A 16216-nucleotide genomic window follows, 5' to 3' on the forward strand; every position below is an offset into this window, starting at 1 on the left:
TGTTGAAGACGATAACAAGCGTACGCAATAGTTGCACACGCTGTCTATTCGAGAAGGGTTGACCCATGTCACTGGACGACGACGCCGTCCAGGCGCGCGCTCAGGGCTGGCGCACGCTCGCGGCGTTGCACGCGCGCATCGAGGACCGCCTCGAGAGAGCCCTGCAGAAGGCACACGAACTCTCCGTCAGCGAGTACACCGTTCTCGACGTCCTCAACCGCCAGGACGGCTTCCACCTGCGGATGAACCAGCTGTCCAACGCCGTGGTGCTCAGCCAGTCGGCCACCACGCGCCTGGTCACCCGCCTGGAGGACCGCGGCCTGCTCGCCCGCTACCTCTGCCCCACCGACCGCCGCGGCATCTACACCGAGGTCACCGAGAAGGGCCACGCACTGCTCGCCCTCGCCCGCCCGACCCACGACCAGGCGTTGTCGGAGTCTCTGGCGGAAGCCGAGGGCATCCCGGAGCTCAAGCCACTCGTTGAGGCGCTCGCCAAGCTGTAGCCGGCTCGGAAAGATCGCGCGCATGGATCTCCACGACCTGATCCGCGCCGAAGCACCGTTGGCCGAGCGACAACGCGCCCTCACCGAGCCGGTACTGGCCGCGCTCGTCGACCGGGGCCTGCACCGGATACTCCTGCCGCAGCGCCACGGCGGCGCGGAGCTGGGCCTGCCCGAGTGGAGCCGCGAGGTCCAGGAGCTGTCGCGCTCGGACGCCTCGACGGGCTGGACCGTGATGACGACCACCATCTCGTCGTCGCTCGCCTGGTTCCTGCCGGTGGCCGCCGCGGACGAGATCTTCGGCGACCCGCGCACGCTGATCGCGGGCACGGCCGCGCCGATCGGGCGTGGCGAGGCCGCGGAAGGCGGCTACCGCGTGTCCGGCCGGTGGGGCTGGGGCAGCGCCGTCCCGTACAGCCAGTGGGTCATCGGCGGAACCCTCACACCGGACGGCCCGCGTCTGGCCGTGTACCCGCGTTCGGACGTGACGATCCACGACACCTGGTACGTCTCCGGCCTGTGCGCGACCGGTTCGCACGAGTTCTCCGTCACCGACGCTTTCGTCCCGGCCGCCCGGACCGCGCTGCCGGGAGTGACCACCCCCGGCACCAACAGCCCGCTGGCCCGTTTCCCGTTCTTCTGCTTCCTCGCCGCCGGTGTCGCCTCGGTGGGCCTGGGCATCGCGCAGCGGGCGATCGACGAGATCGTGACGCTCGCGGTCGAGAAGACGCCGCAGCACGCGACGAAACGCCTCGCCGAGCAGACCGGCGCCCAGATCGACGTGGCCCTGATGGAAGCGCGGCTCTCGGCGGCCCGCGCGTTCCTGGCCGGCGAGCTGGACGCGGTCTGGGAGCTGGCGTGGGCCGGTTCGGACATACCGGACGGCGTGAAGGGCCGGCTGCGGCTGGCCTGCACGTTCGCCTCCGCCGAAGCCACCGAGGTGACGCAGAAGGCGTTCGCGCTGGGCGGCGGCACGTCGGTGTTCGAGTCGTCCGCCCTGCAGCGCTGCCTGCGTGACGCGCACGTCGCGAACCAGCACACGATCGTGTCGCGCCGGCTGCTGGAGACCTACTCGATGGTGCGCTTCGGCCTTGGGCCGGACACCGCGCGCTTCTAGATTAGGCTCACCCTTATGGCCGACACGCAGTACGAAGACCTGCTCCGGCACGTCCTGAAAGAGGGTGTGCACAAGGAAGACCGCACCGGCACCGGCACGCGGTCGATCTTCGGCCACCAGCTGCGCTACCCGCTCGCCGCGGGTTTCCCGCTGATCACCACCAAGAAGGTCCACTTCAAGTCGATCGCCTACGAGCTGCTGTGGTTCCTGCGCGGCGACAGCAACGTGAAGTGGCTGCAGGACCACGGCGTGACGATCTGGGACGAGTGGGCGCCCGAGAGCGGCGAGCTCGGCCCGATCTACGGCGTGCAGTGGCGCTCGTGGCCGACCCCGGACGGCGGCCACGTCGACCAGATCGCCGAAGTGCTGAAGACGCTGAAGACGAACCCGGACTCGCGGCGGATCATCGTGTCCGCCTGGAACGTCGGCGAGATCGCGCAGATGGCCCTGCCGCCGTGCCACGCGTTCTTCCAGTTCTACGTCGCCGACGGCAAGCTGTCCTGCCAGCTCTACCAGCGCAGCGCGGACCTGTTCCTCGGCGTGCCGTTCAACATCGCCTCCTACGCCCTGCTGACCCACATGATCGCCGCCCAGACGGGGCTCGGCGTCGGCGACTTCATCTGGACCGGCGGCGACTGCCACATCTACGACAACCACGTCGAGCAGGTCGAGCTGCAGCTGAGCCGCGAGGCCCGGCCGTTCCCGACGCTAAAGCTCGCACCGGCGCCGTCGTTGTTCGACTACACCTACGAGGACTTCACGATCGAAGGCTACGACCCGCACCCCGGCATCAAGGCTCCGGTGGCGGTGTGATCGGCCTGATCTGGGCGCAGGCGCCGAACGGCGTCATCGGCCGCGACAACGCCATTCCGTGGCACATCCCGGAGGACCTGAAGCACTTCCGGGAGATCACCGCGGGCGCCGCCGTGCTGATGGGCCGCCTCACCTGGGAGTCCCTGCCGCCGCGCTTCCGGCCGCTGCCGGGCCGCCGCAACCTGGTGCTGTCCCGCACGCCGCAGGAGGGCGCCGAGACGTTCGACAGCCTCGAGAAGGCGCTCGCGGACGTCAGCGGCGACCTGTGGGTGATGGGAGGCTCGGCGGTCTACGCGGCGACACTGCCGCTCGCGGACCGCATCGAGGTGACCGAGGTCCGCGAGCCGTTCGAGGGCGACACGTACGCGCCGAAGATCGACCGCGAGCCCGTCAGCGTCGGCAAGTGGCAGGAGTCCAGTTCGGGCCTGCACTACCGGTTCGTGAGCTACTAGCGGCGGCCTCCGAACTCCCACTCGTGGACCTCGACGGCGTCGTACCGGTCGCCGGTCAGCACCGATGCCGGGTCCGCGGACCTGACCAGCGCCGCCGTGCCGAGCCAGGCCGTGCCGTCGTCGGACAGCAACGGCCCGTACGCGATCAGCTCGTCCGTGCGCGCCGGAACGAGGTCCACGGCCTCCCCCGACCCGAACCCGAGCACGAGGTGGCCGCCGCCCTCCCTGCCGCCGGGGAAGTCCCACATGGTCCGCCCGAGCACGTTGCGCCACCGGCGCACCAGCACGTCGCGGTACGCACCGGCCTGATAGCAGGGTTCCGCGAACGCGAACGCACGAGCCGCCGCGGCATCCGGCACGTCGACGACGTGCACGCTGCCGGTCAGCACATCGCCGGCGAAGGTGGGGCCGCGGGCGATCAGGTCGAACCGGTCCATGTAGGACCAGTGCTCCTCGATCAGCTTCTCGCGCAACGGCACCGAACCGGGCCGATCCCGGTGGTAGCAGAGGAACTCCACTACCGGCGCCTCGCCCGCGCGTGCCACGCCTCGACGATCAGCTCTTCCAGCTCCCCCACCTCGATGTGCTCCAGCCGCACCAGGATCGCCGGATATCCCTGGAAGTGCGGTGTGGTGAAGTAGACCGACCCGTCGGAGGCGAGCAACGCCTCCTTGGCGCCCAGGTCCGGCACCCGTGCGGCCAGGATCGGCCCGGACGGCGCCGACGCCCCCAAAGCCGCGATGTCCGTTTTGCGCAGCGGCCGTTCCCACACGAAGAGCTTGTCCTTGACCCTCCAGTCGACGACGCCCTCCCGCACCCGCTCCGTCACGTCGGGCATGGAGGTGGCGATCCGGCGCACGTCGTTCCAGGTGGCCATCACAAGCTCCTACAGGTGGTCCGGCGGACGCTGCTGCTCGGCCAGGAACCGTTCGAACTCGGCCCCCAGTTCGTCCGCGCTGGGGAGGTCGGTGTTCCCGACAGTCTGGATGAAGGCGTCGTACTGCCGCTCGAGCGCTTCCACCACCTGGGCTACTTCTTCCGACTCCGCCACCTGGCGGTGGATCTCGGCGTCGGCCGCCTGGGCCGCGTCGATCAGCGAGCCGATCGGCAACGCGAGCCCGGTCGAGCGCGCGACGGCGTCCAGCAGCGTCACGGCGGCGGTCGGGTACTGGGACTGCGCCAGGTAGTGCGGCACCTGGGCGGCGAAGCCCATCGCGTCGTGGCCCGCCTGGCCGAGCCGGAACTCGAGCAGGCCGGACACGTTGCCCGGCACCTGCACGCGATTGAAGAACGGCTGGTACTCCGACACGAGCTCGGGCCTGGTCGCGTGGCCGATCACGTTCAGCGGACGCGTGTGCGGCACGCCCATCGGGATGCCGTGGAATCCGACGGTCAGGCGCACACCCCACCGGTCGATCAGCGACCGCACGGCGAGCACGAACGCCTCCCAGCCGCGATCCGGCTCGGGACCCGTGAGCAGCAGGAACGGGTGGCCCGCGCTGTCCCACAGCAGGTGCACGACGAGCTGCGGGGTGGCGTAGTCCTCCCAGTGGTCCGTCGCGTAGGTCATCAGCGGGCGGCGCGAGCGGTAGTCGATCAGGCTGTCGACGTCGAAGCGGGCGACGACACGGCTCTCGAGCGTTTCGAGCAGGTGCTCGGCGAGCAGGCGGCCCGCGGCACCGGCGTCCATGAAGCCCTCGAAGTGGTGCAGCAACACCGCACCTGTCAGGTCCGGCACCTCCGAGTCGACCTCGTACAGGTTCTCCGGGTCCAGCACCGCACGCCTCCAAAACCGTCGTTTCAGTCTCGTCCAAAGCCAACCAGATGGACGCGGGACTGATTCCGCACGGGTCGATTAGCCCATACGGACCGTGTGAGCGCATCACCTCACGGGTAGTCCAACGCTGTGGACAGGCGTTGGGTGACGCGTGGAGCTCTGGTCGCAGCCGTCTTCATTCTCCTCGGCGCGGCGGTGTACGTCTTCGGGCAGTTCAAGCCCATCGGCGAGGAGTCGATCGACCGCAGCCAGCCCGCGATGCTCAAGTCGGTGCGGGACCTGAGCCAGTACCACGCCGCGTCCGGCGAGTTCCAGGTCGTGCTGGACATCGAGAACGACGTGAAGTGGGTGCCCTCGGCGCTGGCCGGCGAACGCACGCTGTTCGTCGCCGCCGGGTCGGTCAACGCCTACGTCGATCTCGGCTCGATCAAGGACGACGGGCTGGTCGTGTCACCCGACCGCAAGACCGTCGAGCTGCGACTGCCCAAGGCGCGGCTGGACAAGCCGAACCTCCACCACGACCGCTCGTACGTCTTCAGCCAGCAACGCGGCCTGATCAACGATCTGCAGGCGCTGGCGGGACCTCCCGACCAGCAACGGTTCTACGTCGCCGCCGAGGCCAAGCTCGCGGAGGCGGCGAAGCAGTCGGAGTTGCTCCGGCGCGCCGACGACAACACCAGGGTGATGCTCACGGGAATGCTGCAGTCGCTGGGATTCCAGGTGAAGGTGCTGCAGGACTGAACCCTTTCCCCGGCTGCGCCGAACGTCGAAGTGAGCCGGCCGCAGCGGGATAGGATTCGTTGGTGGAAGACGATCTGATGGCCTGGGCGCCCGCCGCGGGTGCCGCGCCCGCACCTGCGATCGCGTTACCCGGCTACAGCGGTTTCCGCGTGATCGCGCAGGGCGGCGAGGGCACGATCTACCGGGCGCGGCAGGACGGTCTGGGCCGCGACGTCGCGGTGAAGGTCCTGCAGGTCACCGACCCCGCGACGCTGACCAGGTTCCGCCGCGAGCTGGCCATCACCGTCGAACTCGGCCGCCAGCACCCGCACATCGTCACGGTGCTGGACACCGGCACGCTGCCGGACGGCCGCCCGTGCATCGTCATGGAGTACTACGAACGCGGCTCGCTGCACGACCGTTTGCGCGCCATGGGCCCGTTGCCGGTGCCGGACGTCATCGCCGCCGGCATCGCGGTGGCCGACGCGCTGGCGTTCGCGCACGGCCAGGGCATCCTGCACCGCGACGTGAAGCCGCAGAACGTCCTCGTGCTCCCCACCTCCTACGTCCTCGCCGACTTCGGCATCGCCCGCGGCGCCGACGCGGGCCACTCGGCGTCGCTGCAGATGGTCAGCTACCGCCACGCGGCCCCGCAGATGCTGGAGGGTGGCACGCCGTCGTTCGCCGACGACATCTGGTCGCTCGGCTCGACGCTCTTCACGCTGCTGGAGGGCAAGCCGCCGTTCGCCTCGGACAACCCGGACGAGGACACGCTGCTCTCCTACGTCGGCCGCGTCACCCGCTCCGAACCCCGTGCCCTGACCCGCTTCGACGTCCCGGCCTCGCTGATCGCCGTGATCAACCGGTGTCTGCGCAAGGACCGCGCCGAACGCTTCGCCTCGGCGCTGGAGCTGCGCGACGCGCTGATGGCGGTGAACGCGGGCACGCCGACCGCACCGTCAGTGTCCATTGTGGACCCCGACTCGACGATGATGCTCGGCGAGCGCACCGCGGTCTTCCCGGACGGCCCCACCGAGGCGCCCGGCTTCGGCCCGCGCCCCCGCGTGGAGGAGGAAAAGCCCGCCGAGGAACCGGAAGAGGAGCCGGACAACTCGTGGCAGGGCCGGCTCGCCGACCTGACGTACCGGCAGCAGGACATCGTCGTGCCGCCGCCACCGCGCCCGGTGGCCGTGCTGCCGACCCTCGACGTGCCCCCGGTCGAACCGATGACGGCCCCGGTCCGCAAGAGCAAGCGCGGCGGCCTGCTGGCGTTGCTGGCCGTGGTGGCGGTGACCGGTGGTGTCCTCGCGGGCCTGCTGCTGAACCGCCCCGGCACCCAGCAGACCCAGCAGCCGGTGACGACGACCACGACGATTCCGGTGCCGACCTCCGAGTCCGTCGACGCCGGCCCGCCGCCCAACGCCGACCCGAAGTTCGTGCCGGTGCTCAAGCGCGCCGAGTACAAGGGCAAGGCGATCGAGCTGGAGTGGTCCGATCCGAGCAAAGGCCAGGCCGAGTTCGTGGTGATCGACGTGACCGGTGCCAAACCGCAGGCCGTGACCAGGGTGACCGGCGGTGGCACCAAGTACGTCATCGAGGACGGCGGCGGCATCCGCCGGTGCTTCCAGATCGCGGCGTTCGGCTACAACGGTGAACGAGGCAGCTCGGCCAAGGTCTGCGCGGCCAAGAACTAACGCCGGAACAGCGGCCGCGGGTCGACCGCCCACAGCACCCTGCGCCACCAGGAAGCCTTGCGCCGCACGGCTTTCCTGATGTGCCGGGCCAGGCGCCAGCCGTTCTCCTGCCGCACCGGTTGTGGCGCGAACGCGGCCTGGTCGACCAGCACCGCCAGCCGCACGCCGGCCTCTCCCCACTCGCGCCCGATGTCGGGCACCGTGCGGCTCGGTTTCGGCCGCAACCCGGCCAGCAGCAACGAGTCCAGCACCTCGTTCCACGCCCCGACCGGCCCGGCCGCCCGCCACCGCAGGCGCCGCGACGTCCGCGCCACGTACAGCACGACCAGCAGCAACACCGGCGCGAACACCCAGAACGGGAACCCCTTCCGCGCTTCGGGAGCAGCCACCGCGTCGGGCTTCACGGCCGTCGGCTGCACCAGCGGCGGCACCGAGGGCAACGACGTCGGCGTCGGCTTCGCGGTCGTGGACGCGAGGCGGTTCAGCACCTCCCGCTTCGACGCCGCGCTGGGCCCGCTCCCGTTGCCGGACACGGGATCGAACGCCACCCAGCCCCACCCGCTGAAGTACACCTCGGGCCAGGCGGTGGCATCCGCGGCCCGCACGATCCGTTCCCCGTCCTGCTCGGGCACCGGCTGGAACCCGACCACGACCCGCGTCGGCAACCCGACCGCCCGCGCAAGCACCGCGTAGGCCGACGCGAACTGCTCGGCCGTGCCCGCCCCGGCCCCGGCCTCACCGGCGGCCCCGAACAGGAACGTCTCGAGCCGCGCGTACGACGACCCGACCGGCGCCTCGGCGTCCGGCCGCCGGCCCAGCCGCACGACCTGCTCCAGCGCCACGGCCTTCTCGTACGGCGTGCGGGCGTTCGCCGTCGCCTGCCGCGCGTACTCCGCCAACGTGAACGGCAACCGCGGCAACGCCGTGTACCGCGTGGCGTCGGCGGGCACCGAGGCCTCGGCCAGGTCCGCGTCGGCGGGTGTCTCGACCACACCGCGAACCGTGTAGCTCAGTCCCGTTTTGAGCCCGTCGGCGACCACCAGCGACCCGCTGTCCGGATCCACCATGGCGTCGCTCAACGACACCGCCTGCGGCTTCCCGACGCCCGGCAGCCACTCACCCTGCAACCCGGTGATCCGCAGATCAACGCTGGCGTCCTGGAACTTCCGGCCCGTGGGCAGATCCGGCGCCTCCACCACACCGAGCGGCCCGTACGTCGCGGCCGCCTCCCACGACGCACCGGTGTACCGGCTGAGCGTCACCAGCCGCACGGGCACCTCGGGCCCGCGCATCCGGAAGAGCTCGGCGTCCCCCTGCGCGGCCCACGCGGCGAGCTGGGGCAAGGGGTTCGCGATGTCCACGTTGGTGACCGGCGGCGTGACGAGCTTGCGCGGCTCAAAACCGTTGGTGGGCAACACCACCGTCAGCAACGTCAACGCCGCCAACGCCGTCGCCACCACCGCGGGCGGCACCACGGGCCCGCGCCGGTCGATGATCAGCCAGCCCAACGCCAGCACCACGACCAGCACCAACGCCACCAGCCCGTACCGATCGGCCCGCCCCGTGGTGAGCAGCGCCGCCGCCACGTACAGCACCGCCGCCCCCAACGCGGGCACGAACAACGCGGTCCCCCGCCTCGTCACCGACAGCACACTCGCAGTGGAGACACCGATGATCAGCAACAGCCCGGGCACCAGCAACTCGGGCGTCGCGGGCGCCGGACGGGCAGCCGTGAGCAGCCGCGGCACGGTGTCGAGCAGCACCCACGCCGGGTCGCGTTCGGGGGACGCGCCACGGGCCGCGAAGAACCCGGCCGCCATCGCCACGACCATGACGGCGAGAGCGGCCAATCCCGCCGGCACGAGACGTTTCAGCAGCAACGCCAGGAAACCCGCGAAGGACGCCAGTCCGAAGTAGACGAACGCGCCGTCCCAGGCCTGGGCCAGCTGGAGGGAGGCGACGAGGAGGACGGCGGCAACCCAGGCGAACTTCATGGCGCCACCGCCGCTTTTCTGGCCCGCACGGGCCCCACCGCTGAGTCCGCGAACACCGCGCGAGGCCTCATCCCGCCACCACCGCATCCCCGGACCCGCGCGGATCCCACCGCCGAATCCGCAAACACCAGGCGAGGCTTCATCGCGCCACCACCGAACTCCACGCCCCGCGCCGCCACCGCATCCCGGACCCGCGCGAACCCCACTGCCGAATCCGCAAACACCACGCGAAGCCTCACCGCGCCACCACCGAACTCCACGCGCCCGCACCAGGAACCGCAGTCTCGAACGTGCACCTCACCGCGCCGCCACCCAGCCGCACGCCCCAGCGACCCGACTCCGCAGCCCACGCCACGGCGCCCCGATCCACAGCCACGCCCGCACGTCCCATCGCGCCGCCACCCCCGAGGCACCGCGCCACCGCGGCCCACGCCCCGCGCTGCCACCGCATCCCGGATCCGCGCGAACCCACCGCCGAACCCGCAAACACCGCGCGAGGCCTCATCGCGCCACCACCGAACTCCACGCCACGGCGCCCCGACCCCCAGCCGCGACCGCACATCCCGCCGCGCCGCCATCCCAGCACCGCGACCACGCGGCCCACGCGCCGCACCTCATCGGGCCACCACCGCGTTCCACGAGTCGACCAGGTCCTCCGCGCGGGCGCCGGTGATCACCAGCACCGATCCGATGGCCCCCACCGGGCGCTGCTCGTCCACCACCAGGACGGTGCCGAACGCGGCTCGGCCCGCCTCCAGGACCAGGGCGGGCACGACCGCGCCGCTGATCACGGCGACCACGTCGAGGTCGCGCACCGGCACGGTCGGGCGGCCTTCGACGGGCTGCAGTTGCAGGTCTGCCAAGGCTGCCAGGATCGGGGCCGAGTCCTGGGTCTCCTCCAGGTCGGTGCCGCCGGAGGACGTCAGCAGGCGCACCGGGTGGCCCTGCTCCAGTGCCGAGGTGACCAGGGACGCCGCCACCTCCACCGCCTCCTCGAAGCGCTGGTCCTGGTCGTACGAGGCGGCGTTGTCGTCGAGCAGCACGGCCAGGTGCGGGCGGGCGGGGTCGGCGTCCTCGCGGATCATCAGCGTGCCGGTGCGTGCGGAGGTTGCCCAGTGCAGGCGGCGCAGGTCGTCGCCCGGGACGTATTCGCGCAGGCCCACCAGGTCCGTGCCGCCGCGTTCCACCCGTTCGTCGGCGCCCACCTGGCCTCGGCGCGCGCCGGAGGGCAGGCCGCGCACCGGCAGGACGCGGGGCACGACGCGCACCTGCACCACCTCGCCGAGCACCGTGCGGGCCTGCGCCAGGCCGGCCAGGCCCTTGCGGCGCAACGTCAGCGGGCCCACGTCGAACACGCCGCGGCGCTGGGTCGGGATCGTGTAGTCGACGGTTTCGGTCGCGCCCGGCTTGAGCAGCGGCACGGCCACGGTGGACGGCGCGCCCGCCACCATGTCGACGGCGTCCAGCGCCACCGGCCACCTGCCCGTCGCGGACAGCTCCAGGCGGCCGCTGCATCGTGCCAGGCGTGGCACGGTGCGCGGGCGGACGGTGCGCGACACCGTCAGCGGCGACGCGACCAGCACCGAGACCATCGAGGCGAGCACCAGGGCGGTCAGGGCGAGGCCGAACGCCGCCATGCCCGCGTAGCGCCACCACAGCCCGACGCCGAGCATCAGCACGCCCAGCACCGCGGTGCCGGTGCCGCGCAGGGTGAGTCTCATTGGGCCGCGGGCTTGGGCACCGGCACGCGCGCGAGCACGTCGGCCAGCACCTCGGACGTCGTCACGCCCGCCAGCACGCTCTCCCGCGTCAGCACCAGGCGGTGAGCCAGCACCGGGTCCGCGATGTCCTGGACGTCCTGCGGCACCACGAAATGCCTGCCCTTCGACGCCGCGTACACCTGCGCGCACCGCACCAGCGTCCGCAGACCGCGCGTCGACGTGCCGAGCCGCAGCCGCTCGTCCGACCGCGTCCCCGTGCCGAGCGCGGAGATGTACTGCAGGATCGGATCCGCCACGTGCAGCAACGACAACCGCCCGCTGAACGCGCTCACCTCGCGCGGCGACGTCACCGTCCGCACGTCGGCGATCCGGCCCGCCCCGCTGCCGGGACGCAACACGTCCAGCTCGTCGTCCACCGACGGATAGCCGATCGACGTCCGCAGCATGAACCTGTCCAGCTGCGCCTCCGGCAACCGGTACGTGCCGTCGAGGTCGATCGGGTTCTGCGTCGCCACCACCAGGAACGGGTCGGGCACCGCGTGCCCGACGCCGTCGATCGTGACCGTCCGCTCCTCCATGACCTCCAGCAACGCCGACTGCGTCTTCGCCGCCGCGCGGTTGATCTCGTCCGCCAGCACGATGTTCGCGAACACCGGCCCCGGCCGGAACCGGATCTGCCCGGTCTGAGGGTCGTAGACCGAGGTGCCCGTGACGTCGGACGGCAGCAGGTCCGGCGTGAACTGCACGCGCCGCGACAGGCCGCCCAGCGCGCCCGCCACCGCGCGCGCCAGCGTCGTCTTCCCGGTGCCGGGCACGTCCTCCAGCAGCACGTGGCCGCCCGCGAACATCGCCACCAGCACCAGGTCGATCACGTCGCGCTTGCCGCGCACCGCGCTCTCGACGGCGTCACCGAGCCGGGTGTGGAGGTCGCGGAAGGCCGAGACCTCTGCGGTGTCGATCACTTGTCCTCTTCTCTGCGAACACCGATGCGCAGCAGGAACGCCGCTGCCAGCAAGCCAAGGCCACCCGCACCCATCGGCGCGGTTCCCGCGCCCGCCGGGGCCGAGCGCGGGATGCAGCTCGGCTTGCCCGCGCACTCGTCGTAGGTGAAGAGCGTGTTCCTCGCCGCCGAGTCGACCTGCCCTGCGCCCGAAGCCGCATAAGCGCGCACGACGATCGCGTTGCTGCCCTCGTCCACCTCGATCGTCGCCGACGTCGCGTTGCACGGGATGCCGACCGAGAACCCGTACGTCTTGTTCACGACCTCGCAGCGCCCGTTGTGGTTCGCCCAGTCGGCGGGCGGCGACATCGTCACCCGGCGCGTCGGGTTCGTGCGCGTGCCGCTGAGACCCGTGATCACCGTGGCACCCGCCGACGGCAACGACGGCGGCGGAGGCGGCGGAGGCGGCGTGGTCGTCGTGGTCGTGGGCGTCGGGTTGGGCGGGGGCGGGTTGGGCGGAGGGTTGTTCGGCGGCGGCGTCGTGGTCGTCGGCTGCGGCGGTGGCGGGTTGTTGGGCGCCGTCACCGTGAACGCAGCCATGCCCGCGGCACCGGCCTGTGTCGCCGTCGACGCGCGCACCGTGACGTCCAGCCTGCCGTTCGTGCAGAACGTGGAACCCGTGCACGGCACCGACAAATCAGCGGACGTGCCGGCCGACTGGGCCGACACCGAGCCACCGCTGAACGAGCCGGACCCCGTCACGGTGTAGCCCACGATCGGATCCGTCGAGGACACCGCGCTCCAGCTCACCGTCACGACCACGGCCGAGGCGCTGCGCGACTTCTCCCGCACCGTCACGCCGGAGGGAGCGGCGGGCGCCGATCCGCCGGAGCCGGAAGGCGGTGTGGACGACGACGGCGGCGGCGGCACCTCCGACGTCGGGCCGTTGTTGCCGTTGTTGCCGGGATTGCGCGGCGGCTTCACCGGCTCGTTCGGGTTCGGCGGCGGGGGCGGCGGCACGGACGGCGGCGGCGAGCGGTCCGGGTCCTTCACCGGCAGCTCGGGGCTGCGGATCGTCAACGACCGCGTCGCACCGTCCGCGTCGACCAGCACACCGGTCGAGGAACCCGGCACGTTCACGAACAACCGGCCGTCGTCGAACACCAGCTCGGGGTCGGCCCCGCCGGACGTCCGCACGTCGTCACCGCCGCGGCTGCCACCGCGGTCGAGGATGATGACCTTGCCGGATCCCTTGCAGGGCACGTAGACCTTGTCGCGGAACACCGCGGGCCTGCCGGGCTTCGGGCAGCCCATCGCACCGACGTCGACGCGCAGCACCTGCCCGTCGACGACGAGCACGACCACGGACGAGTCGGGCACCGACGCGGGCACGAGGTCCGTCGGCGCGGTCTGCGCGGCGATCACCTCGGCATCGGTGCGGTCGGTGGACCTCGACACGTCCTCACCCGTGCCGTCGCGCACCACTACACCGCCGTCGAGGCCGATCAGCGTGACGCCCTGGTCGTGCGGCACCAGCACGGTGCGCGGCCCGGCACCGCTGATCTGGCGCTGCGACCGCTCGCGGAACCGCTCCTCGTCGTCGGACCAGTCGAGCGACCGCAGCGTGCCGCCGTGATCGACCAGCCACAGCACGCCGCGCTCGTCGACGACGGCGTCGGCCAGCGGCTGACCGGCCTCCCACGTCTGCCCGACGTCGGCCAGCGTCAGCGGATCGGCGGTGTGGACCGTGCCGGACGCGCGGTCGACGACGAACACCATCCCGTTCGCCACCAGCACCTTGCTCGACGCACCGGGCGGCGCCTGCCGCCTGCCGGACGCGAGCAGCGTCGCCAGGTCGATGACGGTGATCTCGCCCGTGCGCCGGTTCAGCACGATCAGGCGGCCGTCCTCCTGCGCGATCTCCAGCTGCGAGTCGGGACCGCTGATCTGCAGGCGCGTCTGCGGTTTGCCCGACACCGGGTTGATCTGCACGACCTCGCCGCGCTGGTCGTCGCCCAGCCAGGTGAGCCCGTCGGAGACCGCGACCGACGTCCGGGAGATGCCCTGCCCCAGCGCGGCACCCGCCAGCACGAGAACACCCAGCAGTGCCGCGACGAAACTCGCCGATTCCCGCCCTCCACCGGAGATGATGCGTCTGATCCGGTGCCACCAAGCCATGTGCGCCTCCCTCGCCCGCCGGGGATGCTAACCCTCGACTCTGACAACTTCGGACGGTGCACGGTTCCCGGATCGCCCGGTCAGCCGACTGGCCGACATCAAGGAATGTAATGACGGGGTCTGACACTTCCGGATTCCGAATGGCGCTACCCCGAACCGATCAACACATAGGGCAAAGTGGTCGTATGGAGATCCCCGGCATGGGACTGGCCAAGCAGGCGCTCAGCACCGCGATCGAGACGACCGCGACGGCAGCCGCACTGCCCGGCCGCGTGCTGAACCTCATCGGCGAGGTCGAGCAGCTCGTCCGCAAGGTCAGCGGCACGGTCGACGCCATCGACGGCATCGTGCGCAAGGCCGACGAGCTGGTCGAGCGCACCGGGCACGTCGTGGCGGACGCGGAGAAGGCCGTCGACGAGGTCCGCGCGATCACGGCGAGCGCAGGCGACGTCGCGGAACGGGCCGCGCAGGTCGTCACGACGGCCGGGCAGACCGCGCACACGGCCAACGAGCTGATGGGCGTCTACGAGCCGATCGCCAGGCAGGCGCAGCCGCTCGCGAAGCGGTTCGTGGAGGAGCTCTCGCCGCACGAGGTCGAGGCCGCGATCAAGCTCGTCGACGAGCTGCCGGTGCTGACCGAGCACCTGACGAACGACATCCTGCCGATCCTCGCGACGCTGGACAGGGTCGGCCCGGAGGTGCACCAGCTGCTGGAGGTCACGAGCGACATGCGCCAGGCGATCCTCGGCATCCCCGGCTTCGGGTTCATGCGCCGCCGCGGCGAGAAAAAAGAGGAAGAAGTAGGTGTGAGGGAGCTCGAAAAGGGGTAACCCGGCCCTCATGACCTCCCGTGCACACGAAGATCACCTGACGTGGTGGCTGCTCAGCGCCGTTTTCGGACTGCTCGCCATGATCAACATCGGTCTCGCCGTGACCGAACGCGCGTCGTGGCCCTACGTGCTCGCGGCGTTACTGCTCGCCGCGAGCACGTGGAGCGCCAGACACGCGCTCAGACCTTCCCCGTCTTCTGATGCGTCAGGTTCGACGGTGATCCGAACCGGAAGGGCCGCACGCGATACGTCGCGGTTTTCTCGTCTGGGAGTGTGATCAGCCCGAACGAGGTGACATCCGGATCGAGCTGGGCCGCGACGCGGTAGTCGGCCGCGCCGGCGGGCTTGAGCTCGATCAGGTACCCCTCCTCGTCGGACGCGTGGTCCTCCCACGTGAACAGGATCCCGTTGGCGTGCTTCACCTCCGCCTTCAGGTTCCCCGGCACCGCCTCCGGTGACGACACCGGGTGCGTGCCCGCACCGCCCTTGCGCGGTTCCGCCCACTCGTGCCCGTCGGCCTCCGGCACCTCGTCACCGGGTGGCAGCGTGAGGTCCACGGTCGCCGAAGCGGGCCCGGTGAACGGCCGGACCCGGTAGTAGAACGGCGTTTCCGGGATCAGGTCCGGATGCCGGTAGGAGTTCCTGCCCGGCGGGACGAACTCCAGGGCCACGTACTCGCCGTCGGCAGCGTTCGCGTACTCGACGACCTGCCCGGCAGCCCCCGCCTCCGGACGCCAGTGCAGCGTCACGTCGGTGGGCGAGGTCAGCTCGGACGTCAGCGCGGGGTCCCGCTGTTCCTGGCCGCAGGCAGCCAGGAACAGCAGTCCCACCAACCCGAGCCTGGAGATCACTTGCGCCAGAACCGGATGTTGCTCCAGACGACCGTCGCCGGTCCCTGGCCGCTCGCGGTCCGGTACGCGCCGAACTTGTCGTAGAAGTTCCCGCCAGAGCTCGACACCGAGTGCTTCTGCGAGCCGTTGATGTAGGTCCGATGCGTGCTGCCCACGACGTGCACGGTATTCACGCGCACGGTCGTGCCGACGGTCGCTCCGGTGGCGATGGTGGTGCCACCGTGCACGGCGTACAACCGGCCGCCGCGTTCCACGGCGAGCATGAAGTACGGACCCGCGCCGGGGTCGTCCTTGAACGTCTGCTTGAGACTGATGCGGGTGCCGCCGAGACTCGTGATCCGGAAGCTGCCCTCGAACTGCCGCGTGCCGCCGGTGTACGTGGCGTACCGGCGCTCGGCACGCTGATCTCCGCTCGCGGTCGAGCAGGTGAGCCGGAACGTGAGGTCGCTGACCGTGCCGCAGCCGCGTTGCTGAACGCTGAACGACGGCGAGTAGCTGGTCCACGGGCCTGATTCCACCTGCGCGAGTGCGGGAGAACCCGCCACGAGCAGACCGGTCGCCAGAGCGATCCCCGCGACGGTGCGGAGTCGTGTGGACATACCGATACCTCCTCAAAACGCGCTGAAGAC

General features: G+C 71.1%; 17 protein-coding genes. 7 read left to right on the forward strand and 10 right to left on the reverse strand.

Annotated elements, in window-relative coordinates:
• Positions 1-65: 65 nt before the first annotated feature.
• Genes IEZ09_RS11970 through IEZ09_RS11985 form a run of 4 tightly spaced genes read left to right on the forward strand, consistent with a single transcriptional unit; the run spans position 66 to position 2882 of the window.
• Positions 66-503, forward strand: a complete 438-nt coding sequence (locus IEZ09_RS11970) for a MarR family winged helix-turn-helix transcriptional regulator (RefSeq protein WP_189253721.1) — start codon at positions 66-68, stop codon at positions 501-503.
• 22 nt (positions 504-525) lie between these two features.
• Positions 526-1617: an acyl-CoA dehydrogenase family protein gene (locus IEZ09_RS11975; RefSeq protein WP_189253722.1), complete on the forward strand. Its 1092-nt coding sequence runs from the start codon at positions 526-528 to the stop codon at positions 1615-1617.
• Between the two features lie 15 nt (positions 1618-1632).
• On the forward strand, positions 1633-2430 hold the full coding sequence (locus tag IEZ09_RS11980) for a thymidylate synthase (RefSeq protein WP_189253723.1): 798 nt from the start codon (positions 1633-1635) through the stop codon (positions 2428-2430).
• Positions 2427-2882: a dihydrofolate reductase gene (locus IEZ09_RS11985; RefSeq protein WP_189253724.1), complete on the forward strand. Its 456-nt coding sequence runs from the start codon at positions 2427-2429 to the stop codon at positions 2880-2882. Before IEZ09_RS11980 ends, IEZ09_RS11985 begins: the two co-directional genes overlap by 4 nt.
• Here IEZ09_RS11985 and IEZ09_RS11990 read toward each other — a convergent pair.
• Genes IEZ09_RS11990 through IEZ09_RS12000 form a run of 3 tightly spaced genes read right to left on the reverse strand, consistent with a single transcriptional unit; the run spans position 2879 to position 4659 of the window.
• Complete coding sequence (locus tag IEZ09_RS11990) at positions 2879-3427, reverse strand: YciI family protein (protein WP_370467703.1); 549 nt, start codon at positions 3425-3427, stop codon at positions 2879-2881. The genes IEZ09_RS11985 and IEZ09_RS11990 overlap by 4 nt on opposite strands.
• Positions 3400-3759 (reverse strand): MmcQ/YjbR family DNA-binding protein, encoded by a 360-nt coding sequence (locus tag IEZ09_RS11995; RefSeq protein WP_189253725.1) that lies wholly within the window; start codon positions 3757-3759, stop codon positions 3400-3402. The genes IEZ09_RS11990 and IEZ09_RS11995 overlap by 28 nt, the downstream gene beginning before the upstream one ends.
• Positions 3760-3768: 9 nt before the next feature.
• Complete coding sequence (locus IEZ09_RS12000; RefSeq protein ID WP_229812473.1) at positions 3769-4659, reverse strand: proteasome assembly chaperone family protein; 891 nt, start codon at positions 4657-4659, stop codon at positions 3769-3771.
• Between the two features lie 144 nt (positions 4660-4803).
• Here IEZ09_RS12000 and IEZ09_RS12005 point away from each other — a divergent pair, with 144 nt between their 5' ends.
• Both IEZ09_RS12005 and IEZ09_RS12010 read left to right on the forward strand, forming a co-directional pair.
• On the forward strand, positions 4804-5400 hold the full coding sequence (locus IEZ09_RS12005) for a DUF4230 domain-containing protein (protein WP_229812474.1): 597 nt from the start codon (positions 4804-4806) through the stop codon (positions 5398-5400).
• A gap of 62 nt (positions 5401-5462) precedes the next feature.
• Positions 5463-7073, forward strand: a complete 1611-nt coding sequence (locus IEZ09_RS12010) for a serine/threonine-protein kinase (protein ID WP_189253727.1) — start codon at positions 5463-5465, stop codon at positions 7071-7073.
• Here the strand turns inward: IEZ09_RS12010 and IEZ09_RS12015 are convergent.
• From IEZ09_RS12015 to IEZ09_RS12035, 5 genes are all read right to left on the reverse strand, one after another.
• Entirely contained in the window at positions 7070-9067 is a 1998-nt protein-coding gene (locus IEZ09_RS12015) for a transglutaminase TgpA family protein (protein ID WP_189253728.1), read from the reverse strand. The genes IEZ09_RS12010 and IEZ09_RS12015 overlap by 4 nt on opposite strands.
• Positions 9068-9302: 235 nt before the next feature.
• The gene (locus IEZ09_RS12020; RefSeq protein ID WP_189253729.1) at positions 9303-9671 is read right to left on the reverse strand and encodes a hypothetical protein; all 369 of its coding nucleotides are present in this window, start codon (positions 9669-9671) and stop codon (positions 9303-9305) included.
• Between the two features lie 10 nt (positions 9672-9681).
• Positions 9682-10788 (reverse strand): DUF58 domain-containing protein, encoded by a 1107-nt coding sequence (locus IEZ09_RS12025; RefSeq protein ID WP_229812475.1) that lies wholly within the window; start codon positions 10786-10788, stop codon positions 9682-9684.
• Positions 10785-11750, reverse strand: coding sequence for an AAA family ATPase (locus IEZ09_RS12030; protein WP_189253730.1), 966 nt, complete (start codon positions 11748-11750; stop codon positions 10785-10787). The genes IEZ09_RS12025 and IEZ09_RS12030 overlap by 4 nt, the downstream gene beginning before the upstream one ends.
• On the reverse strand, positions 11747-13906 hold the full coding sequence (locus tag IEZ09_RS12035; RefSeq protein WP_189253731.1) for an NHL repeat-containing protein: 2160 nt from the start codon (positions 13904-13906) through the stop codon (positions 11747-11749). The genes IEZ09_RS12030 and IEZ09_RS12035 overlap by 4 nt, the downstream gene beginning before the upstream one ends.
• A 185-nt stretch (positions 13907-14091) precedes the next feature.
• Between IEZ09_RS12035 and IEZ09_RS12040 the strand changes: the two genes are divergently transcribed.
• Entirely contained in the window at positions 14092-14736 is a 645-nt protein-coding gene (locus IEZ09_RS12040; protein ID WP_229812476.1) for a hypothetical protein, read from the forward strand.
• A gap of 179 nt (positions 14737-14915) precedes the next feature.
• Here IEZ09_RS12040 and IEZ09_RS12045 read toward each other — a convergent pair whose 3' ends face one another.
• Both IEZ09_RS12045 and IEZ09_RS12050 read right to left on the reverse strand, forming a co-directional pair.
• Positions 14916-15566 carry a fibronectin type III domain-containing protein gene (locus IEZ09_RS12045; RefSeq protein WP_229812477.1) on the reverse strand — a complete coding sequence of 217 codons (651 nt, stop codon included), beginning with the start codon at positions 15564-15566 and terminating at the stop codon, positions 14916-14918.
• 17 nt (positions 15567-15583) lie between these two features.
• Entirely contained in the window at positions 15584-16186 is a 603-nt protein-coding gene (locus tag IEZ09_RS12050; protein WP_189253732.1) for a polysaccharide lyase family protein, read from the reverse strand.
• Positions 16187-16216 lie beyond the last annotated feature (30 nt).

Source organism: Lentzea flava, from assembly GCF_014648475.1.
Lineage (GTDB): Bacteria > Actinomycetota > Actinomycetes > Mycobacteriales > Pseudonocardiaceae > Lentzea > Lentzea flava.